Below are 23,732 nucleotides of genomic sequence, written 5' to 3'. Positions count from 1 at the left end.
ATAATCAAAAAAAACCTGTTCAGCATTGAGCCAAACAGGTTTCATACTATGGATAAGTGCTATCACTTACGGGACAGCCTCTTATTTAATTTTGACCGTGCCTTCACCCAGCATTTTCTCCATCTCGGAGAACAAGGTTGGTGATGGCTTAATCCGGTAGGCATCACTCAGCGCAAGCAGCTTCTGCTGTTGCTCATAGAAGAGCACTGTCGCCACAGGTCCGGGATGCTCCTGAAGTAGCTGCTTCAGACGTGCCAGAAGCTCAGGCTTCTCCGCATGCGGGGCAATCTTCACGAACACCCGCTGCTCCACAGCCCGCGGTTCGCGGCTCTGCTCCGGGCTGCCTGCCGCCGCCGTGGCTGCGCCCGTACCTCCCGCATCGCTGCGCGTCGCTGCCGAGCCTTGGCTCCCGCTGCTACGCACAGCGGAAGCATCCCCGCCTGCGCTGCTGCGCTGCGCTTCGGCTCCTGCGCCCGCTGGTCGCCGCGGCGAAGCCGCCTGCGCCGCGCGCGAAGAGCTGCCGCTGCCGGGCTTGACGCGCCGGTCACGGCTGCGCAGCTGCTGCTCCAGTGCCGCCGGTGACAACGCCACCACTTCCTCAGCCAGCAGCTTAAACCCTTCGTCCTGCTGCTGCACTTTGGCACGCACGACGAGCAGTTCACCTTTCCCGACATGTTGCTGGCTACGCCGCCATACCTCGGGAAAGAGAACCACTTCACAGCGTTCAATCTGGTCTTCCAGCTCCATGAACGCCATAGCCTTGCCCTGTTTCGTCGTAATCGACTTCACAGACACAACCATACCCGCGGCGACGGTCATCGTGTCGTCTGCCGCCTCGGTCAGCTCCATGATCCGGTCAGCCCCACTCGATTCCAGCACATCTTCATAGTCATCCAGCGGATGCCCGGAGAGATACAAACCTAACAACTCACGCTCCAGCTCCAGTTGTTGCCCTGAGGAATAAGGAGGAATTTCCGGATATTCAATCTCCCAGTTTGGCGTCTCAACAAAGTCAAACAATTGAATCTGCAAATCCTCACGTTCCTTGCGCCATTTCAACGCTGCTTCAACAGTCTCATCCAGCATCGCCAGCAATTGGGCCCGGTGCCCAGGTAATGTGTCAAAAGCTCCGGCTTGGATCAGCGATTCAATCACACGTTTGTTGCATACACGCAAATCCACACGACGACAAAAATCGAGCAAACTGTCGAACGGTCTCTCCTGCCTTACGATCATAATGCTTTCCATTGCCTGGGTACCGACATTTTTCACAGCGGCCAGACCAAATCGTATTGCACCCGTTAATTTTTCCTCATCCGAATTATCATCAGACACTGCAACGTTCTTCTCCACAGAGGACAGCTCCTCTTGTTCCGCGCGCGAAGAAGACACCTCTTGTCCTTCGTCATTACCATTATCCATTGAAGAAACCGTCACCAATCCCGGTTCCTTCCGGTTGTCGGATGCCTCAGGCATGGTTGTCGCTGCCTGCCACTCATATCCACCACCGTCCTCTTCCGGTCCAGGACCGGGATCATCCGGCAGAGGTGCTTCACCATATTCGGCTTGTCCCGAATGCCCATCATGCTCATGAACGTGATCTTCCCTCAAGGAACTCCCGTTACTGTTCGTGGCATGTTCTTCGGCAGGGCTTCCGGCATCACTCTCTGCATCTGCTCCCGCAGTCTGCTGCGATACATTGCTCTGATCCCCAGTTCCTGCGTTGCCGGACGGCAGAAATACAGGTGTAAACAGAATACCGCTCTCATTCACATCCGGCGGAAGCACCTCCATGTCCATACGCCGACATTCCACCACGTACTCTGCCACTTTCCGATGACTGCCCATTACGGCTGTTAACATGGATGCCATAAAATGAACCGGATAATGCGCCTTCAGATAAGCCGTCTGGAACGCAAGCACACCATATGCCGCGGCATGAGCACGCGGGAAGCCATAGTTTGCAAACTTGACGATCATATCATAGACCAGGTCTGCCTCTTCTTCGCTATACCCTTGTTTCAGGCTGCCTTGTACAAAGTGTCCACGCTCCAGATCCAGCACTTCCCGTTTCTTCTTGGAGACCGCTCTGCGGAGCAAATCTGCCTCACCCAGCGAGAAACCCGCCATCCGGGAGGCTATCTGCATGATCTGTTCCTGATACACGATGATCCCGTACGTATCTTTCAGGATAGGCTCCAGATCCACATGGGGGTAATCCACTTCAATCTGTCCATGCTTGCCCTGAATGTATTTGGATATGAACTCCATCGGACCCGGACGGTACAAGGCAAGTACAGAGATTACATCTTCAAAACTACTTGGCTTCATCTCTTTCAGCACACGGCGTACCCCGGCAGATTCCAGTTGGAATATGCCCATCGTGTCCCCTCGCCCAAGCATCTCGTACGTTAACGGATCATCATCGGGGATAAGGCGGAAATCCGGAATTTCTCCATGTTCCCCAATCCAGCGTACACACCGCTCAATGATTGAGAGGGTACGCAAACCAAGAAAATCCATCTTAAGCAGCCCAATAGACTCCAGGTTTTCCATGGAATACTGGGTTAACGCTGTCCCTTCACTGCCCTCCTGAAGTGGCACCGCATCGGTCAGCGGGTCACGGGAGATAACCACTCCCGCAGCATGGGTCGAAGCATGACGTGGCATGCCCTCGACCTTCATCGCCATATCCAGCAGCTCACGTGTCTTAGGCTTGGTTTCATACAGCGCCTTCAGCTCAGGTGTAGCTTCCATGGCCCGCTCGATGTTAATACCAAGTTGCGCCGGAATCAGCTTTGCAGCCTTGTCCACTTCGCCATAAGGCACATTCAGGGCCCGCCCAACATCACGTACGGCTGCACGGGCAGCCATCGTTCCAAACGTAATAATCTGGGCGACATGGGCTTTGCCATATTTATGCGCGACATAATCAATGACCTCATCCCGCCGCTCATCGCTGAAGTCAATATCAATATCCGGCATGGAGATCCGCTCGGGATTCAGGAATCGTTCGAAGAGCAGGTTGTATTTCATCGGATCAACATCGGTAATATGCAAAGTGTACGCTACCAGACTACCTGCCGAGGAGCCCCGGCCCGGTCCAGTAACAATGCCTTGCTTATGCGCATAGGCGATAAAATCCCAAACAATCAAAAAATAATCCGAGAATCCCATGCTGTCGATTATACCCAGCTCATACGCCAATCGTTGTTCGAGTTCGGATCGAAGCTCTGCATCTGTCCAACGTGTGGACTGCGCATAACGCTCCTTCATTCCTTCTTCGCACAGCTGACGCAGATACACCGAAGGGCTGAGTCCATCAGGAAGCGGTCTGTATTCCGGCAAAATCGATTTGCCAAATTCCAGCTTCAACTCACAGGAATCCGCAATGCGGACGGTGTTTGCCAGAGCTTCCGGTACATGAGGAAACAAACGAGCCATCTCTTCTTCACTTTTCAGATAGAGCTGATTGGTTCCAATTCGGAGCCGATTCTCATCATCCACGGTCTTGCCTGTTCCGATACAGATCAGTACATCCTGAAGCTCCGCGTCCTCTTCGGACAGATAATGTGCATCATTGGTGGCTACAAGTGGAATCTCAAGCTCGGCAGCCAGTTTGATCAACTGTGGATTTACCCTTTTTTGCTCCGACAGCCCGTGATCCTGAAGTTCCAGATAGAAGTCGTCACCAAAAATATTTTTGTAGCGTAACGCCGCACGTCTCGCCTCTTCTTCTCGTCCATGCAGTAAATGTTGTGGTACTTCACCACCAAGACACGCACTTAGACAGATAATGCCCTCGTGATGGGCAGCCAGACTTTCCATATCTACACGGGGTTTGTAATGAAAACCTTCGAGATGTCCAATCGAGCACAATTTCATCAGATTTCGGTAACCCGTCATATTTTTGGCTAACAAAATCAAATGATGAATCGGTTGATCCTTGCGGCTTCCCCGCTCTTTGCGGGACCCTGCTGTCATGTATGCCTCGCACCCTATAATCGGCTTGATGCCTCGTTCAACGCAGGCTTTATAGAAAGGAATAGCACCATACATCACGCCATGGTCGGTCAGCGCCAGTGTTGTCATTCCGAGATCTGCGGCTTTGCCCACGAGATCCGGAATACGCGCAGCGCCGTCCAGCAAACTGTATTCGCTGTGAACGTGCAAATGCACAAAAGAACTCATGTTTTTTTCTTCCTTTCCCCACTAAAGACATTCCATTAAAAATCTATAAATAAAAGACGTATGCTAAACTTTGCAAAAACGTGTGACTGGGAACAAAAAAAAGAGAGGTAACAGATATATCATAATATCTGTACATCTCTTTTTACAAGTCTGTGTAACCTTCTTATCCCTCTTCATGACGAATCCAGGTAATGAGTTGCTCTGCCGGTTTTCTGCTTACAGGTCGTGAAACAGCATCTTCTCGAAGGTACCCAAGATGAAGTGTCCCCACCAACCGTTCGCCGGAATTCAGGCCTATTTTCGCGGCAAACGTATCCTCCCGGTTGTATTCGTTTGTTTTCCATACCAGTCCGATGCGTTCTTCCCAGGCGAGCAATTGCAAATTCTGAATCAGCCCAGCAGCTGCGAGCAAAGCCTCTTCATTTTTCCAACGATCCGTACCCTGTCGAACCACAACGCACACATGCACTGGCGTGTCTTCACAATAGTCCTTCGCTGCACTCTGCCCAAACTGTTCGAGTTCTTGTGGTGTATATGTCGATAGCACAGCATTGCTGAACATTTTGCGACCCTCGTTCATAAAAACGATAAAGCGCCATGGTTCTTGTTTGGAATGATACGGAGCCCACACCGCAGCCTCAAGCAATTCAAGCAGCTTATCCTCAGATACGGGTCTGTTGCTGAATGACCGTACTGTTCTTCGCTCACGAATAACGCGCTCCACCGAATTAGATTGTGTATTCTTCATCTTAGTGATTTCTCTCCCTAATTACAGAAACAATATCCTCGACTGCATTCAAAGTAGCGACGGATGAGTACCCAAAGTTCATCCACTCCTTGTCCCCAACCAGATATACCTGATCTTCCTTGACTGCCTTCATTCCTTTCCAGATGTTACTTTCTTTCATTTCATCGTATAATTTCTGGGCATCCGTGTTGTCATCGCCACCGTCAATTTGGAGAATGATGTGATCAGCCTGATATTCGGTAAGCAGTTCCAGCGAGACCGGCACACTCCCTTCATTTTTAGGATAGGCTGCTACCGTTTTCAATCCAAGCTCTTTATGAATCACCATACCTCTGTTGGACAGTTCACCCATAACATAGCTTTCTTTGGGCATGATTCTTAAGTAAATAAACGTCTCGTCTCCTACAAGAGCTTTTAGCTCATCGCGAGCAGTCGCAATTTTCTTATCATAATCCTGTATAGCCTGCTCCGCTTCCTTCTGCTTGCCCAGTGCCTCACCCATATCCTTCAATTCATCCCGCCAATTGTCCCTATCGGGAAGAAGAACTGTTTTGGCAATCTTGGCGTACTGGTCATATAATTTCTCATCCCGCCATTTCGGCGCGATAATGATATCCGGATCGGTTGCGAGAATGCCCTCCATGTTGGAACCATTACCTAACTTAGGCACGCTGTCGAATTTGCCTTCCAAATAATCCGGATAATCCGAATGATAGTTCTCTGCAGCCACAGGAGTCACACCAAGAACATACAAAAAATCAGGATATGTCACCGAAGTCGCAACCACGCGCTGTGCTTGTGTCTGAGGTTCGGTTCCCGCATTGGGTTCCGCCTTCTCTCCATTCGTCCCCGCGCAAGCTGTAGCCAGTAGCAAGGTAAGGATCATTCCTAATCCAAACCATTTGTTCGAATGTTTCATCTGTTTATCCCCTTCGGTGTTTAAATAATAACGATTCTCATTCTCATTATATACACACCCAGATATTAATGAATGGATATTTGGGCGTCCCGATTTGGATTTTTGCGAAGTCGGCAAGTTCAGGTCATACGTCTTATCAGTCTCTTCCTCTTCAAAAGATCTAACATCTCATGAATGGCATATTGAGTGGCAAGTGGGGAAAACGAGAAATTATACCACTCCGTATTGCTAAGCACATACACCCGATGATTCTGCACAGCCAGAAGCCGATCCCACATCGGGTGATCATAAAGATGAAGCCGGGCATCTACCCCATCCTCCATCTGAAGCAGAATATGATCAGGCTGAATTTCAGCGAGATGTTCAACGGCAACCAGCGTTCCCTCCCCAGAAAAAAGAGATGCCTTGGGCATGTTCAAATCCAGCTCCCGATACAGCATACTCCCCCTTGAAGACTGTTCCCCATAAAGCGTTATTCCCTCACGGGTCAGACGAATGTAGACGATAGTCTCATCAGGAATAAGCGTCTGTAACTGTTCTCTTGCCTGGTACAGCCCCTCATCAAAATTGCTGATCACTTGCAGCGCCTGTTTGCTTTTTCCTAATAATTCTCCCAGATCTCTTAGTTCCTCTCTCCAGTTGCTGCGCTCAGGTAGAAGCACCGTTGTTGCAATTCGGTTAAGTTGCTCATAATTCATGCTGTCCTGCCATGCGGACGCAATGATCAGATCGGGTTTCATCCTCCGAATTTCTTCCAGGTTGAGTACATGACTTCTCTCCCACTTGCGAACTTGCTTGAACGATTCTTTCAGGTAATGCGGAAATTCACAAAACGGCGCTTGGGCAGCTATTGGAGTCATCCCAAGTGTATATAACAGCTCAGGTGCAGTCATCGTGGTTCCTAAATATCGACGATTATGCAGATACAGACGGGGGGAACGTCCTACTTTTTGCTTGAATCTTCGGCTGAAATAATGCTCATCTTCATAACCGACCTTACGGGCAATCTCATAGACACTGTCTCCAGTAAGATTCAATAACTCCTTGGCCCGTTTCATGCGTAATTCGGTGATATAATCACTTGGATTTTGATTCGTGATTTCCCTGAACCTTACGGTGTACCATTTGCGGCTGACATTAGCCATCTGCGCCAGTTGCTGGACCGTGACAGGTTCGTCGTAATGTTCATCTAGGTAGTCAATCGTTCTTTGTACAGCCTGATCGGGCTGTTTCGAGTGAACTTCAGATTCAGCTTCCCTTCTTATATGCTCGACCACTGTACATATCCATTGTTGAAAAAGAAGATGACACCACATTGGATCATGCAAGTCAGTATGTTGAAATGCCTCCACGATCTTCTTAACATCCTCCACAGCAGCATGTTGAAGAGCAACGAAGTTGCTCTGCTCAAGCTCATGATCGTCCCCATCATTCTGCTTGTCCCATGGATCTTCCGTGGGCGCCAACTCCTGCGTCAGCCGAACCCTATGACATTGAATGATATAACAGACCAGTGGAGTTGAACCCCGGTTGACCAGAAAGGTCGACTGCCCTTTTTCGATTAGAAACAAGTCATGGGGACGAATGGAGTGGATGCCCTCTTCCAGTTCAACCTCTCCCTCGCCGCTAACTCCAAGGACTAACTCCACGCCAGACACGGCAGCAGACCTCACAGCTACACCTGTGCCGAAGTTATACTTTTCCCCTGCGAGCAAGCTGACCTGCACGGCATCTTTCAGCACCATGGTCCAGTCTCTGAATAACAATCCGTATTTCGTCTCCAAGTTCATATCTTTATCTCCCCTGCCAGACTGTGAGTAACTTTAATCGCTCGATACATTTTTATCGACATTCTATCATAACGTTCGGGGGCACGCCCATACAATAGAAGTACAAGCCGCTCCCCCTGTGACAGACCGAAGACAGGAGGTGTGCTGCTAGGTCTGAAAGGGGTGTTGCCAGTGAGCACATTTTTGTCCAAAGCCATTCTTGATTTCTTTATTGCGTTTGGAATCGTGCTGGGCGGCGCGATGATCGGAGGTATTGGAGCCGTGATCTCTCTTCAGCCTCCGACACAGACGATGCTCGATATTTCTGGGAAAATAAAGATATGGGCACTCGCAGCCGCTGTTGGCGGCACAATAGATCCCATGCGTGTCATCGAGAGCAATTTCCTGGATGGTAACCTGTCTCCGGCGGTCAAACAAATCCTGTATCTGATCTCTGCTTTTATGGGCGCGCATATGGGAACCGAGCTAGTGAAATGGGTGTGCGGCGGAGGCCGGAGCTAATATGAGACAGGAACAGCGTTCATGAGAGTTCCGCCATTTTCTCGTTACCGCCCGCTGATGCGAATGACCGCTGTGTTTGTTCTGGGAATGATCGCTGGATGTGTCGTCTACAACGGCGTATTTCACCTGAGTTACAATGCGTTGTGGCTGAACAATCAGGAGCTGCAGCTTCAGCTGCATCAGAATGAGGAGGATATCAAAACGCTGAAAAAATACAGTAAACGCCAAACCGTTATCAAGGAAATCAAAGTCCGTGCAGAAGAATCGGATAAGGGGCCAGACGAGGCTTCTCTGAAAGTGATGTTACAGAAGCTCGGAGACGAACTTGAGGTACTTCGGGGCAGAGATGTATTCAACATCGATGAGTATAGCAAAATGACGCGAATCATGCTGAATCAGAAAGTGTACTCGGTCAGGGAAAAGGAGTACACCGTTCAGGTCAAAACGATGCTGGTTATGGAAGGCGTACTGCAAGTTTGGGTACAGATTCGCATGCACGTTCCTGCGTAACAGCAAAAAACTGCCCTTGTCTGCATCTCTCCATGGTACAATAAGGGCAGTAAATGCTTTCCAGAAAAGGAGCTGCGTCTTTGTGTTCATTGATGTACTCAAATATGCTCTAATCGCGATCTTTGCTGTTGCCATGGTTTTTGCAGCGTTGAACAGTATTCGTTCACACAGAAGTTCGGATGCTACCAGCGCCGGTCTGTACCGTTCGTGGACAAATATCTGGATGGGTGGCATGCTTGTTGTTCTTGCCCTGATCCTGATGTTTGTCTTCACGGGCTCCACTTTATCTGTGATTGTGGAAGCGCTATTTCTGATTATGGGTGCGTACAATGTATTTGCCGGAATACGTAACCGCAGTTATTATGCGCGGCTTCAACAACGGTCCAGTAACGGATCAGGTACAACCTCCGGACAATCTGCATGATTTGTTGAAGCTCTATCGTTGTGACTGCAAAAAGAGAGTACTTCCCCTTCATTAAGCGAAGCCAGAACCGCGCGACAGCGCAACCCGGCAGAGCTTCTTGATCAGGGAGTACTCTCTTTGTTGTCTATGCCCGAGGCAACGTACCCTGCTAGGCATGGTCAATCGACTGCAATGTCATTACCGCTTTGCATACCACACTGCCTTCACGGGTAACCACAATGTCCATTTTGCACGTTCGACGACTGGTTTCCAGAATTAACGGTCGAACCAGGATCTGATCCTCAATCTGTACCGGTCGAACAAAATAAGTTGTTACATTATCCACCACATGGTCGTTCCCTGTAACATCCCACGCTGCCCGCCGGCCAGCCTGTGTCATCACATTCAACAGAACACCTTCGGAGATCGTACCCAGATCCGTTGCCATCTGAGGAATGATGAATCCGTGAAATAACAATTCGTTCTGTTCACCACGCTCCTCGGCAAACCCGTTCCAGATCAGATGATCAAACGTCTCTCCCAGTTGTGGCTGCTTCTGTGCATCCCGCATGGCCTGAAGCACTTCCTTGCGTGTGACGGACGCAATCAGTTTGCGATTCCGATCCACAATTGGCAGAAAATCGATGCCCTCCCAGGTCATAATCTGGGCAGCAGAAGCAAGAGATGTCTGCAATGAGGCCGTAATCGGGCGGCGTATCACACATTTCTCAATACTTTGATCTTCTTTCAGCTCACTGACATCCTTCAGACTCACAATCCCGATGACCCGGTTCCATTCATCCACGACTGGAAAGCGATGTTCACCCGTCTCTGAAACCAACATATGAAAATCTGCGGCTGAACTGGTCACCTTCAATACCTGCAAGCGAGGTTTCTGACCAATGATATCCTCAACAAGCATAATTTTTTTCTTAATCAGCCGGTCGAAGATCGCACGGTTAATCATTGAAGCCACCGTGAATGTATCATGTCTGGATGAAATAATTGGTAGTCCAAGCTCGTCAGCCATAATTCTTACTTCACGACTTGTCCCAAAACCACCCGTAATCAACACGCCCGCTCCCTGTTCAAGGGCAAGCGAGTGAGCATCTTCACGGTTACCCACAATCAGCAGACTCCCAGCGTCGATATAACGGGCCATTGCCTGTTCCTTCATCGCACCAATCACATACTTGTGCAGCGGTTTGGCGAGACCTTCGTTCCCCCCCAGCACATGGCCCTCAACAATGGTCACAACATCAGCAAAGGTCAACTGTTCCGACATGCCCCGAGGTCTCTTCTCGATCCGCACCGTTCCAATTCGTTCCTTGGTCACGACCAGCCCGAAGTTCTCCGCCTCTTTCACCGCACGATATGCTGTCCCTTCACTTACACCCAGCTCCCGCGCAAGTCCACGTACTGATATTTTGCTGCCAACCTTCAGTTGTTCAATATGTTGAAGTAACTGTTCATGCTTCGTGACGTTCTCTTCCTGTCCGTCCAACTGTACCACCCCCGAAGATGCATCTGTACTATACTGTATCTATTATAACACGGCTTTAGGAAAATAACCCCACCCCTACCCATTCTCACAGGCAAGTTCGCCATCTGAATTTAATCATTACATTAACCTCTAATTCTGTATGTACCAAAAAAGACCGGGGCCCCTTTGTACCAAGGGATTCCGGTCTTCCATGTTGGATCTCATTCTGTACCTTATACAGACTCGCTCCGCTCCTGCTTGTCCAGCAGTTTCATCTCCCACTGCCGCAGCTTCGCCCGGCGAACGGCTTCCAGTGCACGCTTCTTCTCTTCATCTACACCGAGAATAAAATGCAGATGTGCACCAACGATTAATAAGGAGAACAGCACCCATACGATGCCAAAAATATTAACCCAGTCCATTCCTCCAGCAAAGGAAATCCGCGGCAGTGCAATGACCAGCATTGACAACGCAATAAGCAGATAGATTACATGTTTTGCTTTTTTCAACCTCTTCACCATTCACAGCTCCTTCGTTCTTGATCGACTCTATATGTCTAGTCTATGAACGATAAGGAGCTAATATGAAAGGTTCAGGTAAAAAAACAAGACAACCTTTTAGTACGTGTTCAAAAAGATCAGTTTTAAGTACCGAGAAGATGGAATGAAGCTAGGCATCCTTCGTAATCAAAAGTGGACTTTTTGAACTACCTTTTTACGCTTCAGCGCCACCGTACAGATGACCCAGGCTATCAGCAATAATTTTATTCACGTCTTCAATGATGACACTGAGGCGACGCTCCGCATCAAACAAGCGACGGATATTCAGATTCAAGCTCAGTACTTCAAACAGTTTCTCCATTTTCTCCATCTCATCCGGAGCTGGCATATCCCCGCTCATCATACGTTGTTGCAATTCCATTTGTTGATCACGGAAGTTATCCAGCATTGCTTTTGCATCCGGATCAGCTTCAATCAGCTTCATCGCGGAAGTAATCTCTTCCACCTCGCTGCTTTCTCTCAGTGCTTTGGCCAAATCATTGGCTTTGTCATAAATGTTCACTATTATTCCTCCTCAGATTGGTTTGTTCATCCGTGTTAATACACGCTTTTCTTCGCTGTCAAACAAGGGCGATCTGAAACAGGCCATCCATAACCTGCCTCGAAATCAAATGCATTTAATCCATATGGGTCAATCACCAAGGGTTATATGTCCTCATATGATGAAGCACATGCCATGTTCAGATGCCGTTCAACTTCGAGATCAGACATCAAGTTGCCGCCCGGAAGGAGATCCGTGATGTCCACTAAAAAAGTAACGATTCAGGTTACCGGCTCGGGCATCCTGCAGGACGACGTCATCATGCTGGGCGAAGGGGTGCTTAAGGCGCTTAAAATCCCTTCAGGAAGGCCGCTTCAGCTGCAATTTGGCTCTTTCCGCCGCGAAGTCACTGTTATTCCGGTACCAAGGTATGACGGGCTGCGCATCAATCAGACAGTTGCCAGCAAGACCGGTCTCGTTCCACGTTCGGTCCTGAGGGTATCCTATCGTTCAGCCAGCCGTACGCTTCGCCTTGGACCCTACATCAGTGTACTGGTTAGCCAGGATTATCCCGATCAGCCAGATCGGCCCTTTGGCTCCATCACGATGTTCTGTCAAGAACTGGTGAACGCCTGCCGTAAGCAAGGCGCCTATGTATCCTTTTTCACACCGGAGGATATTGGAGCGGTAACGGGTTATATGAAAGGCTGGGTGTATGATGACGGCTGGAAAAAGACTGTTCTGCCTGTAGCAGACGTCGTCAATAACCGGCTAACGTCCCGCAAGCTTGAGAACAAACCTAGCGTACAGCATTTTATGAAAGAAGTAAAATCGCTCTACGGCACGCAAACCTTCAATGAAAAGTTTCTGGACAAAAACGAAGTGTTTGACGCACTCAAGTCCATTTCAACGCTTAAACGAGTTCTTCCCGAGTCTCATTTGCTCAAGACGTCTGCCATGCTCAAAACGATGTGCAACCGACATCCGGTTGTATTTCTGAAGCCCGTCCGCGGTTCTTTGGGCAAAGGGATCATCCGGGTCTCACGTCAGATTGACGGAAGCTTCCTGACTCTGGCGACTGGCGTCGGGGGGACCCGGAAACAAACGTATACTTCTCTGGATAAACTGTATGCCAGTATGTCTGGGAAAATGAAAACAACGCGTTATCAGATCCAACAAGGGCTGACTCTCATTGACAACAGTGGCAGACCCGTGGATTTCCGTGCGCTCGTGCAAAAAAACCGTACAGGTAAATGGAGTGTAACCTCCATCGTCGCCCGGATTGCGGGCGGGAGTCACTACGTATCCAATCTGGCACGGGGTGGAAGTCTCAGCACCGTCAAGGATGCTGTTGCCAAAACACAGTTGACTGGATCAGCCAAAGCTTCCGCGTATGCAGGATTGCACACCGCAGCATTGGATATCGCCAAAGGGATCGAGAGTGCCATCCCTGCTCATTTTGGTGAACTTGGTATTGATCTGGCCTTGGACACCACTGGGCGCGTATGGCTGCTCGAAGTCAACTCCAAACCATCCAAGAATGATAATACACCACTGAGTGAGAGCAAGATCCGCCCTTCCGTCAAAGCCATGCTCGAATATTCTACGTACCTGGCGGGTTTTTGAAAAGTTATTCCCTATGGAAAACAAATCTGATAGAGGAGAGGTGCAGCGTAATGTTTCCAACATCTCAGACCAAGACACTGGCCATTCTGGTACGTGCAACCGAAGGCTCACCTCCCTTTACGGATGAACTTTTCTGCCGTCGTCTCAGTTTGGGGAGCATGAAATACGCCCTTCAGATTATTGTGATCCCGATATCAAATGATGCAGTCCATCTCCCTCTTCAATGGGGATATGTCTATCATCAAGGGAAGTGGAATTCGGTACCTGTTCCTGCAGTCGATCTCATTATGGATCGTTGTCTTCGCCCTATCTCCAGGTACGTCAGACAACAGCTTAAGGAATGGATACCAACCAACGGCACAGATCAACACCGTTATTGGTCTGCTTCCCTTCCAGGAAAATGGGAAGTACATCGTGTGTTGTCCCGAAATCCTGAATTGAGGTCACAACTTGCTCCCACAACCCGGATCGGATCGCGTATTCCTTGGGAAACATGGCTGGACCGTTGGCCCAAAGGACTGTTCTTCAAACCGGTATCCGGGACTCATGGCAAAAATACCTTTCGCCTGTCTCGGGGAACGACTCCATCAACATGGATCGTGGAGGGGCGTAACGAGGACAATGAACCCTTTTTTCTTACATTCAACCATACCCAGGCTGTATCTTCCTGGCTAGCATTACATCAGGCTGAGCGTAAGATGATCGTGCAGCCATATCTGGAGCTTAGCCATCATGGAAGAGCATTCGACATACGGGCTCTAATGCAAAAGAATGGGCAAGGTCGCTGGACGCTTACCGGATGTATGGTACGGGAAGGACCCGAAGGTTCACTCACGTCCAATCTTCACGGTGGGGGTAAAGCATATCCTGCCCACGCATATCTGCTCCAGCGATATGGAACGATCCGGACGGAAACTCTGCTGAAGAGCATCCGGCAGACTGCTACTCTTATCCCCACCCTGCTGGAAAGCCGTTTTGGCAGGTTAGCCGAATTGGGGCTTGATTTCGGAGCAGATGCAGAGGGCCAACTCTGGCTAATTGAAGTCAACTCCAAACCAGGCCGCACCTCATTTGCAGAAGCGGGCGACCGACGCATGCATACCCTGACTTATACCCGGCCGCTTGCCTATGCCCGTTATCTGTTGCAACAACATGTTCTCACGGACGTCTTTCGTCCAATGAAATTGCCGAATACATCCAGCAAAGCTGGCCTGAAACCCATCCCGATTCACGGCGGCTGAGGCCCGCAGCGCCCGCTTGCCATGGAGCCCAAGGATCTTTTCAGGATAGGAGGATAAATCATGAGTTTGACCTTTTGCAATCTGCATTTCACCAAGCAACCGGATAAAGTGGTTTATGTATCCAACGCTTTAATGAAGAGCCTCAACCTGTCCGGCAAAAAAACGGTGCACCTTCGCTTCGGGCGTGACCGGGTACCTGCAACGATCAAACCAATCAAAAAAGCAGGTAAACATCTGTATCTCGCTTCAGGTATCCGTAATATGATGAACGTTCCCAAACGGGGCAGTATTTATCTCCGGAATTTGCAAAATGATGAGGTCCAGTTAGGTCCACTGATCGGCGTACTCTCTGATGGGCCTGCGACGAGCACGAATCCATTCGGTTCCCGTACTGGTTTCATCAAACAGTTACTCCGTGAAGGCAGCCGTAAATCCTACATTTACGCATTTACTCCCCGGGATATCAATTGGCAGAACGAGACGGTATCGGGTTTTTTCCTGAATGATAACGGAAGCTTTACCCGCAGAACGGTACCTCTGCCCGATGTTGTCTACAACCGGTTACCAAGCCGTCGTTCAGACTTCTCACCAGCCATCAACCAGCTGCGGGAACGATTTGTTCGCCGAAAAATTCCGTTCTTCAACTGGAGCTTCTTCAACAAATCGGATATCTATACGTTGCTGGAGAACGAGCCGGCAGCAGGACGGTATATCCCTGAATCGATTACCAATCCTTCTGTTGAACAGATGAAGGAAATGTTGGAACGCCATCAGTTCGTCTACTATAAGCCTACTGCAGGAAGTCTGGGGAACGGGATCTACCGCCTGACTTATTCGCCCAAACGTGGATATTTCGCACGTTATCGCAAAAAAGGCGGTAATGCACTCCTGCGTTTTGGGTCCTTCAACAGTCTGATGCGCATGCTTCAGGGAAGACATGGTAAGCAGCTACGCGGATATGTAGTTCAGCAGGGAATACGCCTAATTGAGATTGATGAATGTCCAATTGATTTCCGTTTTCACATGCACAAAAATGGTAACAATCAATGGGTTGTTGTCGGAATTGGAGCCAAAAAGGCAGGACGTGGCAGCGTCACAACACACATCAAAAATGGCGGCTCCCTAATGACTCCTGAGCAGGCGCTCAGTCGCAACTTCGGCGATCGTGCGGGAGAAGTTCTTCAGCATGCCAAATCCGTCGCTATTACACTGGCCCAGGCGATTGAAACCCAGCACCAGCATCTGATTGGTGAGATTGGCTTTGATCTGGGCATTGATCAGGAGGAACATGTATGGATGTTCGAAGCGAACGCCAAACCCGGGCGCTCCATTTTCCGTCACCCTTCACTCCGGGTGGAGGGCAAATCGTCGGTGGAGCACATCTTGGAACACTGCCTGTATTTGAGCAAGTTCCGGAAGAAGGAAGAGATTTGATGACCCTTCATGATGATTTCAAACCTGTCATTGCTGTTTTGACCATGCATGATAAACAGCGTATGTTCAGGGGAAATCATCAAAATTTTCAGGATATCTTACAGACAGGCGAGAGCATGGGATACGTGGTGTACATTGTAACTGTACGGGATCTGAACGTGAGTGGCCCCACCGTGAAAGGATATACGTACAACAAGGGGAGTGGAAAGTGGGTTTCACAACCTTTCCCCCTTCCCCATGTTCTGTACAATCGTATTCCCAACCGGGAAGACGAAGGAAAACCTTCCGTGCAGCGTAAAATTGACGAATGCATGCAATCAGGAATCGAACTGTATAACCCATTCTTTTTCAACAAATGGGATCTGTTCGAATGGCTCAGGAAATCCAAATCGACTCAGCAACTGATCCCTTATACTCGGCGGATGCGAAGTGCTTCTTCTCTGGGTGCCGTTCTACGGACGTATCCCTATCTGTACCTTAAGCCCGAGAGCGGCAAAGCTGGTAAAGGAATCATGATGCTTAAATTTCAGGAAAAAGAACGGCTTCCCTATCGTCTCAAAATACAAACCACACGTAGAAGCACGACCTATAAAGCATCTACACTTGCCAAGTTATGGGCACGAATTCGCAAAGAAACCGGACATACGCCCTATATCATGCAACAAGGCATTGAACTGGCATCCTCTCGTAAACGCCCCTTCGATTTGCGTGTTCTTGTACAAAAGAACACCAAGGGCCAATGGAGCGTAACCGGTGTAGGAGCGAGACTTGCTGGCTCCCGTAGCATTACAACTCATGTGCCGCGCGGCGGGAGCGTAGAAGACCCTGAGAAGCTGCTGACCGAGCTTTTTGGCGAAGAAATGTCAACAACCCTGATGAAACGTGTGAAATCCACTTCATTAATGATCGCAAGACAGGTAGAACGGGGATCAGGTTACACGCTCGGAGAAATGTCCATGGATCTGGGCATTGATGACCTGGGGGAACTCTGGTTCTTCGAAGCCAATGCAAAGCCCATGAAGTTTGATGAACCACAGATCAGACGGCGGTCATTGGAACGTATATTTCACTACAGCGCTTATCTTGCCCGTCAGTCCAAACGATGATAGACAGGAATACTGCAAAAAGAAGGTGATTGTTTGTGTCCTCACCTGTTCTGGGCATTATGACGTTGTACTTAAATGAACATCGCGCTCTTGAAGAACGAAGCGTTTATCGCAGAATGATTCTTGAAGGGCGCAAGCGGGGACTCGATATCTATGTATTCACACCAGCCGACGTACACCCCGGCGGCAAACAAATTGAAGCCATGGTTTTTCATGAAGGAAAAGGCTGGTCCAGGGAGTGGCGATCATTCCCGGACCTGATCTTTGATCGTTGCCGGATTCAGCGTAACCGAAGGTTCCAGCAATTGCTTGCTTTTCGTGAGAAATATGGGCATCTGCTCTTTCTGAACAGGCCACTGCGCAATAAATGGACCATCCACCAGACCCTTTTGCAAAAAGCCAACTTTCGTGAACACCTGCCGGAAACCGCTCTATTTCAAGATATGTCCGATGTAAACCGGATGCTTAAAGTTTCTTCTCTGGTCTATCTCAAACCCATTAATGGAACAGGCGGACGTGGTATTCTGCGCATTGAACGCAGCAGTAGCGAGGCTAATACAGTGCTTGTTCAAGGGCGGGATCAGAAGCGTCGTATCATCACTCCACGTAAAGTTCATTTATCACGACTTGGCGCGTTGCTCCAGCACTGGAACATGAAAGACAAGTATCTTGTACAAAAGGGCATTCAACTTCAGCTTCCGAATGGACGTGTGCATGATTATCGCATGCTCGTTCAGAAGAACGGAGAAGGACAATGGGAGCTTACTGGATGTGCTGGACGCATGGGTGCAGAAAAAAGCGTAACCTCCAATCTGCATGGCGGCGGTCAGGCAATAGCGATGGACCGACTCATGAAGCAATGGATCGAAGATGACGACCTCCGGGCAGAAATTAACACAACTGCAGAGAAATTCGGCATTGATGTTGCTTCGTTTCTGGAAGATACGTATGGGGACCTATGTGAGTTGGCACTGGATTTGGCGATTGACAGAAGCGGGCGTATCTACCTGCTTGAAGTTAATCCCAAACCTGCACGTGAAGTATTCGCTCGCATCGGGGAGCGGGATATCTATTATAAAGCCATCACTCAGCCGCTGGAGTATGCCTTATGGGTATATCGCAACCGACCTCCCGGAACGGCCAGAAAGCCAGCCATTCCCAGGCCCGTTACGCAAAAATCACCCAGAGTAAAAAGAAAAAGGAAAGTCAAGTGAGTGAAGAAAAAGCAGGAGTCTATGTTCGCCAAGTGCGAGCATCTGCTCCTGCTTCACTGTTTTTATTTCTGTTCTTTCGACCATTGCAGCGTGTCGTTGTCAATCACAATATACCCTTTTTCCTCACCTTGCACATAAGATAATGCCAATCTCATCAGGTCAGGTTCCAGTTGGCATGTGGTTACACGTGTAACTTGGTCTGTATGATCCGCGGGCAGGCACAACGTCAGAATACCCACTTTACCTGAGAAATCAGTCTTGCCCTGGATGACCGATGTTTCCGACTTGGAACCATACACCTCAGATACCCAGCCGGGCTGCTCCGTCAACGCGAAGGCTCCCTTCCCGATGCCTGCCGTAACCCATTGCATCGTCAGCGTTATGGAAGATGCCTCATAGCTCATATCCGCCGTCATTTCTCCAGCTTCATTCATTCTCAACGCAATATCCGCTTGCGGATGCAGGTGAAAACGTTGCTCCAGAGTATGCTCTGCTTCTGCCTCCAGCCAATCCACAATTAATAGTATAGGGATCTCCACCCCTGCCAGCATCCACCGACGATGTGTAACTGGATCTGGCAAATGTGTATATCCATCCTGTGAAGCATCAATGAAGTGATAGCTGTCATTGCTCTCCCAACGTAGCGTTGTGGCCTGAGCCTCCGGTTCACCCCATTGCTGTGTGGAGAGATAAGGTGTCTGATCCAGACCATCCACCGTGACGGTATTGTGCGCCCGCGTACTTTTGAAATACCGACGCCATTTCCCTTCTTCATACGTATAACGTCCGGTGTCCGTGAAGAAAAGTTGGTTCTTCCACATCCACTCCACATTCAGCGCATCCGCATGTCCGTGTGCTCCGCCCATGGCAGCCGCATCAAAAAAAAGATATTGATACTTGTCCCTCATGACATAATATCCTGTCTGCGGAAAAGCCCGGCTCGACAACGCCGGAGAAGAAGAAGCCTGTAGTCTGAGGCATCGCTCATATTTCTCCACACCCAACAACCAGAGACACTCCGAGCTCTCCGTTCCGCGAGCCATCAAATCATCATCGTCCAGGATCGCGCCAAGCAGGGTCAGTCGTTGTCGCCCATCGCCAACCCAATCCGAATCACCAATACCGGTAGACTGATGATCTGGTCGGATCAGCGCCTCGGTGAATGCAGCCATTTGGCGCAGACAGCGGGCATACCATGCCGAGAAAGGATGGCCTGAAATCTCACCCAACCGATAAGGTGTGCCAAACATTTCGATGCTGGCATTGTGGTAATGTGTTGTCAGTTCAACCTGTATTCCCTCTTCACCCAACTGATGCAGCAAACACAGCTCAAGACGTTCCATCGCCACTTGACGCCAGTGTGGACTTCGCGGGTGCTGGTGGTAGAACGTAGCGATCATGAACAAGCCTTGCATATGCATAATGGCATGATTGATTTTCGTGCTGCCGAGGTAACCGGTCAAAAACTCGGCGTGCTCGTCCAGACCTTGTTGAAACTCCGCCTGAAAGCCTTCGTCTATCAGTGAACTCGCTTCCATATATTTATATGCCGATATCCAGGACTGTACACGTAGTCCCGTCTCCAGCAGCCGCCACGGACCGGGTTTTTGAAAGAACACAGCCTCGTCGTAAACCAGATTTACAGGTACCGGGTTTTGCTGTCTCCAGCTACGGAAGTGGTCAATAAATGCTGTTACATATAGCGGATTGCCCTTCATCAGATACGCCTTGCCCAGATCGAGCATATGCCAGTGTCGATTGATGCCCCATGTGAACTCCAGATCATTGGTCGGGTTGTGAAGCCAGTCCACGGGTGTCCCCATCGGAATCCAGCGATTCAGATCGTTGGTATAAGGAACGATAAATTCATTCAGGATGGCACGATTGGCAATCGTGAGCGAATTTCGGGCTTCTTCCGGAAAATGTTTTTCATAATATTGGGCAGCCCGTTGCAGGTCTGTTGCCGAAAGGTAAAAATCGCTCATTGGGACGCCTCAAGAAAATCCTGACGGAACGGGGTAAACACATCCAGAATGACGGAGTCCTCCAGTGCCTTAACCCCATGCGGGACGTTAAAACCGGCATAAAAGCTGTCGCCTGCTTTTAAGATGCAAGTTTCTTCACCGACCTGTACCTCAAAGCTGCCTTTGACGATATAACTGACCTGCTCGTGCGCATCATGGGAGTGAACTTCTCCAATACCACCTTTAGCAAAGGTAACCTCCACCATCATTAATGTACCGCCCATACCCAAGATCTTGCGGGAACTCGTTTCGTTCACGATATGTGCATCGATAGACGCATGATTAATAATCATTTTGCTTTTCCCCTTTCCTTGTGAATAAGCGACCGAAGTAGTTAAACCACGGCCGCTATGAACGTTTATTAGTCTTCTGTGGACAATTTACCCTGAAGTTTGGAAGAATCAAACGAAGGATCAGCAGTTATGTTGGTCAGTCCTGCTGCTTTGGTTTTCTCCAGAGCTGCATTGTATCTTGTATCCAAGTCCTTGATCACAGCATCGAGATCGCCACCCGTGAATACAAAGATTGAAAAAGCCTCACTCCATTTGGTGCCTTCCAGTGAACTCTCAGTTACCACACTTGGATTTGCCGGGAAAATGGCATCATAACGTTTGGGCAGGAAACCTTCAATGCCCGGAATGCTTGGTTTTTTGTCAGAGCTTAATACAGCAGGAATCAGTGAGATTCCGTATCCTTTTTCGTAATACTCACTCTGAAGATCTGTGCTGTACACATACTCCATAAACTTCCATGCCGCTTCCTTGTTGGCAGAATCTGCATTGATGCCGATGTAGGAGCCCCCGATGACTTGTGAAGCGCCCTTGATCGTTCCATCATTAGTTGGTACAGGAGCGGCTGCCCAATTTTCTTTTGTAGGAAACTGATCTTTATATACACCTGGTTCACCGGAGTGGTTAATGTACATTCCGATTTTGCCTTGAGCAAACTGGGCTCTGAGTGGATCGATGTCCAGACTTTCAACCCCTGGCAGCATGCTGCCATCCTGATTCATCTGACGAAGCGCCATTGCGATATCCTTGTACATCCCAAAATCAAATTGACCAGTCTTGTAGTTGTAACCATCAATACCAACATTATTGCTCGCACCTGCAATCGTATTGGCTGCTCTCCAGAAGCCGCTGCTGCTCTTGAATGGGCTGGCAAAGCCATAGATGCCTTCACTTTTACCAACTTCGGTAATTTTTTTGGCATCCGCAACCATCTCAGCCAACGTTTTTGGCGGACTCTCGATCCCTGCCTTTTTGAAAATATCTTTGTTATACACAAGCCGCCAGACCTGCCCTGTATTGGGGAGGGAATATATTTTTCCATCAATCGTGTTTTTATTTTCAATCAAGCTGTCTTTAAATACGGCCTTCATCTCATCACTCATGTATCCATCGATCGGGGCGAGATACCCCTTCTGATAATACGTCTGAAAATCATTAACTTGCAGCACATCGGGTGCCTGCTTACTGGCAAAAGCAATATCGACCGCCTGTGGATAGTTGTCCCCCATCACGGTCATCTCCACTTCAATGTTGTCCTTGTTCGTCCGGTTGAACTCATCGATCTTGGATTTCATAAAATCAGCATCATGGCGGTCCGGTGTCCAATATATGATTTTGGTTTTCCCTCCGGCATTCTCCCCGCTGGTCCCCGATTCGCTATTTGCCGAAGTACCACTGTCAGCAGAACAACCTGCCAAACTTAGCGCCAGCAATGCACTTAGCGTAGTCACCATCCACTTTTTAACCATTGATATGCCCCCTTATGCTTGTCTGGACAACCCGTTTGGTTATCCGTTAACGTAATGATAATCGCTACGCTTTCATGGAGGTGAGGGACATTCTGACTTTGCATGGTGGGAAAAATGACGATCCGTATCGGTTTCAGTTCTCATACATTTGCCGGAAACAGGTTGGCGTCATGCCGCAATATTTCTTGAACAAACCGCTGAAATAAGGCCTGTCCTCATAACCCAGCCTCTGGCAGATCTCTTGCACCTGTACACCTGCAACCAGCAATTCTTTGGCCTTTTCCATCCTCATCTTAGTAATATATTGAATCGGCGTTATGCCCGTTTCCTTTTTGAAGGCATTGGCAAAGTAACTCGGACTTAAATGTACGGATTGGGCACAGACATGCAACGTCAGATTTTCTGCAAGATTCAAACTGATATATTCCTGTGCCTTGCTAATCGCCTGTTTGACATCAGTGAGTCGTTTTTTGTCCATAATCTCGCAACCCATACTGCTAAAATGTTTGATATATCCCCTCCAGCCCTCAAACGTCAAGGAACGCATCGCCTCAAGCACTGTCAGGTCGGCCTCCAGACGCAAGCGTTCCTCTGCTGTAATCTCATCACAAAAGGCACGGTAGATGGCAAAAGCAAGTCCAGACAGCAAACGAATCATCGTGAGTGGCTCGGGAAAACCTTCGGAAACCTGCCATTCTTCGAGAATTTCATCAATGATGCGGTGACAGGTGCTCTCATTACCACATTTCAGTGCATAAAAGAGCTCTTTCTCCTTCTCCAGAGGATATATCGGAGCCACACAGGCCTGATTTTCCAGTTCAGTATACTGGAGGATGCAATTTCCTTCTCTGTAAAAACGATAGGATATCGCCTGATCTGCATGTGCGTAGGACGTCCAGATTTCTTGTGGTCTGTGGGCAATCGTACCAACACCAATCGAGACTGTTTTTTTGCTGAATCGCTCCACATTTTGGCGGCATTGCTCCAGTAGCTCGGAGACATCGATCTGGCTTGGTGTGTTCAATATGGCTGCGAGCCGGTATCGGTTTTCCCGTAAAACAACGCCTTTGGTATAGCGGTTTATGGTTTCTCCAACAATATTTCGAACCGCAAAAGGAACGATTTCGGCATCCAGATGCATCGTGTATCCATATCGCGTATAACCATCCACCTCGATAACCATGACGAGAAGATTGGAGGAATCGAGATCAATATGCAGTTCGTTCCAGCGACTTTCATTCAGGAATCCCCCGATTTCATGACGCAACAAGCCCAGTAGATAGCTGTGACGCTCGTACTGGCTGCTGCTCTCCACCTTCTGCTCCAACTGTTCCAACTGTTTGCACTGTGCCTGTTCTTCCTTAATCACCTGTCTTACCTTCAACACCGCACCGAGTATTTCTTCAGGGGTAAACGGTTTGAGTAAATAATCGGATGCACCCAGCTTGATGGCCTCCTGTGCATATTGGAAATCCGAATAACCACTGATGAAAATAAATTTGGCTCGCAGTCCGGCATCCAATGCCCGCTTCATTAGCTCCAGCCCGCTCAGCTTGGGCATCCTGATATCACTAATCACGATGTCGGGTTGCTGCTCCAGCAACAAGGACCAACCGCGCTCTCCATTGCCCGCCGTGCCTACAATTCGAACCTGATGATCTTCCCACGGAATAGTTGAAGATATGCCCTTTACAACTGCCTGGATATCATCCATAACACACATCGTCAATTGGCCCATACTG

General features: G+C 49.0%; 19 protein-coding genes. 8 read left to right on the top strand and 11 right to left on the bottom strand.

Annotation, left to right across the window (positions count from 1 at the left end; translation table 11 throughout):
- Positions 1 to 81: 81 nt before the first annotated feature.
- From CXK86_RS32480 to CXK86_RS01275, 4 genes are all read right to left on the bottom strand, one after another.
- On the bottom strand, positions 82 to 4,191 hold the full coding sequence (locus CXK86_RS32480) for a DNA polymerase III subunit alpha (protein ID WP_256720073.1): 4,110 nt from the start codon (positions 4,189 to 4,191) through the stop codon (positions 82 to 84).
- Positions 4,192 to 4,354: 163 nt separating this feature from the next.
- Positions 4,355 to 4,939 (bottom strand): nitroreductase family protein, encoded by a 585-nt coding sequence (locus tag CXK86_RS01285; RefSeq protein WP_076252315.1) that lies wholly within the window; start codon positions 4,937 to 4,939, stop codon positions 4,355 to 4,357.
- Position 4,940: 1 nt separating this feature from the next.
- Complete coding sequence (locus CXK86_RS01280) at positions 4,941 to 5,858, bottom strand: iron-siderophore ABC transporter substrate-binding protein (protein ID WP_076252317.1); 918 nt, start codon at positions 5,856 to 5,858, stop codon at positions 4,941 to 4,943.
- A gap of 119 nt (positions 5,859 to 5,977) precedes the next feature.
- Positions 5,978 to 7,648 carry an AraC family transcriptional regulator gene (locus CXK86_RS01275; protein WP_101313347.1) on the bottom strand — a complete coding sequence of 557 codons (1,671 nt, stop codon included), beginning with the start codon at positions 7,646 to 7,648 and terminating at the stop codon, positions 5,978 to 5,980.
- Between the two features lie 171 nt (positions 7,649 to 7,819).
- On the opposite strand from CXK86_RS01275, the gene CXK86_RS01270 reads away from it, so the two are divergent.
- From CXK86_RS01270 to CXK86_RS01260, 3 genes are all read left to right on the top strand, one after another.
- Positions 7,820 to 8,149, top strand: a complete 330-nt coding sequence (locus CXK86_RS01270; protein ID WP_026081169.1) for a YtrH family sporulation protein — start codon at positions 7,820 to 7,822, stop codon at positions 8,147 to 8,149.
- 21 nt (positions 8,150 to 8,170) lie between these two features.
- Positions 8,171 to 8,659 (top strand): sporulation membrane protein YtrI, encoded by a 489-nt coding sequence (locus CXK86_RS01265; protein ID WP_036609856.1) that lies wholly within the window; start codon positions 8,171 to 8,173, stop codon positions 8,657 to 8,659.
- Positions 8,660 to 8,741: 82 nt separating this feature from the next.
- On the top strand, positions 8,742 to 9,083 hold the full coding sequence (locus tag CXK86_RS01260) for a YtpI family protein (protein ID WP_036669948.1): 342 nt from the start codon (positions 8,742 to 8,744) through the stop codon (positions 9,081 to 9,083).
- Between the two features lie 148 nt (positions 9,084 to 9,231).
- Here the strand turns inward: CXK86_RS01260 and CXK86_RS01255 are convergent, their stop codons facing one another.
- From CXK86_RS01255 to CXK86_RS01245, 3 genes are all read right to left on the bottom strand, one after another.
- A complete protein-coding gene (locus tag CXK86_RS01255) occupies positions 9,232 to 10,566 on the bottom strand; it encodes a DRTGG domain-containing protein (RefSeq protein ID WP_036609860.1) in 1,335 nt (444 codons plus the stop codon).
- Positions 10,567 to 10,778: 212 nt separating this feature from the next.
- A complete protein-coding gene (locus CXK86_RS01250; RefSeq protein WP_085981456.1) occupies positions 10,779 to 11,063 on the bottom strand; it encodes a hypothetical protein in 285 nt (94 codons plus the stop codon).
- A 196-nt stretch (positions 11,064 to 11,259) separates the two neighbouring features.
- A complete protein-coding gene (locus tag CXK86_RS01245; protein WP_036609862.1) occupies positions 11,260 to 11,607 on the bottom strand; it encodes a YlbF/YmcA family competence regulator in 348 nt (115 codons plus the stop codon).
- A gap of 237 nt (positions 11,608 to 11,844) precedes the next feature.
- On the opposite strand from CXK86_RS01245, the gene CXK86_RS01240 reads away from it, so the two are divergent.
- Genes CXK86_RS01240 through CXK86_RS01220 form a run of 5 tightly spaced genes read left to right on the top strand, consistent with a single transcriptional unit; the run spans position 11,845 to position 18,207 of the window.
- Positions 11,845 to 13,212, top strand: a complete 1,368-nt coding sequence (locus CXK86_RS01240) for a YheC/YheD family endospore coat-associated protein (protein WP_076318368.1) — start codon at positions 11,845 to 11,847, stop codon at positions 13,210 to 13,212.
- 50 nt (positions 13,213 to 13,262) lie between these two features.
- A complete protein-coding gene (locus tag CXK86_RS01235; RefSeq protein ID WP_101313346.1) occupies positions 13,263 to 14,453 on the top strand; it encodes a YheC/YheD family endospore coat-associated protein in 1,191 nt (396 codons plus the stop codon).
- Positions 14,454 to 14,513: 60 nt separating this feature from the next.
- Complete coding sequence (locus CXK86_RS01230; RefSeq protein WP_036609869.1) at positions 14,514 to 15,887, top strand: YheC/YheD family endospore coat-associated protein; 1,374 nt, start codon at positions 14,514 to 14,516, stop codon at positions 15,885 to 15,887.
- Positions 15,887 to 16,993 carry a YheC/YheD family endospore coat-associated protein gene (locus CXK86_RS01225; protein WP_036609870.1) on the top strand — a complete coding sequence of 369 codons (1,107 nt, stop codon included), beginning with the start codon at positions 15,887 to 15,889 and terminating at the stop codon, positions 16,991 to 16,993. Before CXK86_RS01230 ends, CXK86_RS01225 begins: the two co-directional genes overlap by 1 nt.
- A gap of 35 nt (positions 16,994 to 17,028) precedes the next feature.
- A complete protein-coding gene (locus CXK86_RS01220) occupies positions 17,029 to 18,207 on the top strand; it encodes a YheC/YheD family endospore coat-associated protein (RefSeq protein WP_101313345.1) in 1,179 nt (392 codons plus the stop codon).
- 62 nt (positions 18,208 to 18,269) lie between these two features.
- Here the strand turns inward: CXK86_RS01220 and CXK86_RS01215 are convergent, their stop codons facing one another.
- The 4 genes from CXK86_RS01215 to CXK86_RS01200 form a co-directional block, all read right to left on the bottom strand.
- Positions 18,270 to 20,192: an alginate lyase family protein gene (locus CXK86_RS01215; protein WP_101313344.1), complete on the bottom strand. Its 1,923-nt coding sequence runs from the start codon at positions 20,190 to 20,192 to the stop codon at positions 18,270 to 18,272.
- Positions 20,189 to 20,524, bottom strand: a complete 336-nt coding sequence (locus CXK86_RS01210; protein WP_101313343.1) for a cupin domain-containing protein — start codon at positions 20,522 to 20,524, stop codon at positions 20,189 to 20,191. The genes CXK86_RS01215 and CXK86_RS01210 overlap by 4 nt, the downstream gene beginning before the upstream one ends.
- 68 nt (positions 20,525 to 20,592) lie before the next feature.
- Positions 20,593 to 21,990 carry an ABC transporter substrate-binding protein gene (locus CXK86_RS01205; RefSeq protein WP_036669932.1) on the bottom strand — a complete coding sequence of 466 codons (1,398 nt, stop codon included), beginning with the start codon at positions 21,988 to 21,990 and terminating at the stop codon, positions 20,593 to 20,595.
- Between the two features lie 133 nt (positions 21,991 to 22,123).
- Complete coding sequence (locus CXK86_RS01200) at positions 22,124 to 23,728, bottom strand: helix-turn-helix domain-containing protein (protein WP_101313342.1); 1,605 nt, start codon at positions 23,726 to 23,728, stop codon at positions 22,124 to 22,126.
- Positions 23,729 to 23,732: the final 4 nt, after the last annotated feature.

This window comes from Paenibacillus sp. BGI2013, assembly GCF_002843485.1.
Taxonomy (GTDB): domain Bacteria; phylum Bacillota; class Bacilli; order Paenibacillales; family Paenibacillaceae; genus Paenibacillus; species Paenibacillus amylolyticus.
Note: the sequence above shows the minus strand (reverse complement) of the source record. Positions and strands in the feature narration are given on the sequence as shown.

What these genes read in the sequence shown, in the direction of transcription:
- CXK86_RS32480 (WP_256720073.1), bottom strand. Translation starts at nt 4,191, where the DNA reads ATGAGTTCTTTTGTGCATTTGCACGTTCACAGCGAATACAGTTTGCTG.
- CXK86_RS01235 (WP_101313346.1), top strand. Translation starts at nt 13,263, where the DNA reads ATGTTTCCAACATCTCAGACCAAGACACTGGCCATTCTGGTACGTGCA.
- CXK86_RS01275 (WP_101313347.1), bottom strand. Translation starts at nt 7,648, where the DNA reads ATGAACTTGGAGACGAAATACGGATTGTTATTCAGAGACTGGACCATG.
- CXK86_RS01265 (WP_036609856.1), top strand. Translation starts at nt 8,171, where the DNA reads ATGAGAGTTCCGCCATTTTCTCGTTACCGCCCGCTGATGCGAATGACC.
- CXK86_RS01200 (WP_101313342.1), bottom strand. Translation starts at nt 23,728, where the DNA reads ATGGGCCAATTGACGATGTGTGTTATGGATGATATCCAGGCAGTTGTA.
- CXK86_RS01210 (WP_101313343.1), bottom strand. Translation starts at nt 20,524, where the DNA reads ATGATTATTAATCATGCGTCTATCGATGCACATATCGTGAACGAAACG.
- CXK86_RS01215 (WP_101313344.1), bottom strand. Translation starts at nt 20,192, where the DNA reads ATGAGCGATTTTTACCTTTCGGCAACAGACCTGCAACGGGCTGCCCAA.
- CXK86_RS01205 (WP_036669932.1), bottom strand. Translation starts at nt 21,990, where the DNA reads ATGGTTAAAAAGTGGATGGTGACTACGCTAAGTGCATTGCTGGCGCTA.
- CXK86_RS01240 (WP_076318368.1), top strand. Translation starts at nt 11,845, where the DNA reads ATGTCCACTAAAAAAGTAACGATTCAGGTTACCGGCTCGGGCATCCTG.
- CXK86_RS01285 (WP_076252315.1), bottom strand. Translation starts at nt 4,939, where the DNA reads ATGAAGAATACACAATCTAATTCGGTGGAGCGCGTTATTCGTGAGCGA.
- CXK86_RS01225 (WP_036609870.1), top strand. Translation starts at nt 15,887, where the DNA reads ATGACCCTTCATGATGATTTCAAACCTGTCATTGCTGTTTTGACCATG.
- CXK86_RS01230 (WP_036609869.1), top strand. Translation starts at nt 14,514, where the DNA reads ATGAGTTTGACCTTTTGCAATCTGCATTTCACCAAGCAACCGGATAAA.
- CXK86_RS01280 (WP_076252317.1), bottom strand. Translation starts at nt 5,858, where the DNA reads ATGAAACATTCGAACAAATGGTTTGGATTAGGAATGATCCTTACCTTG.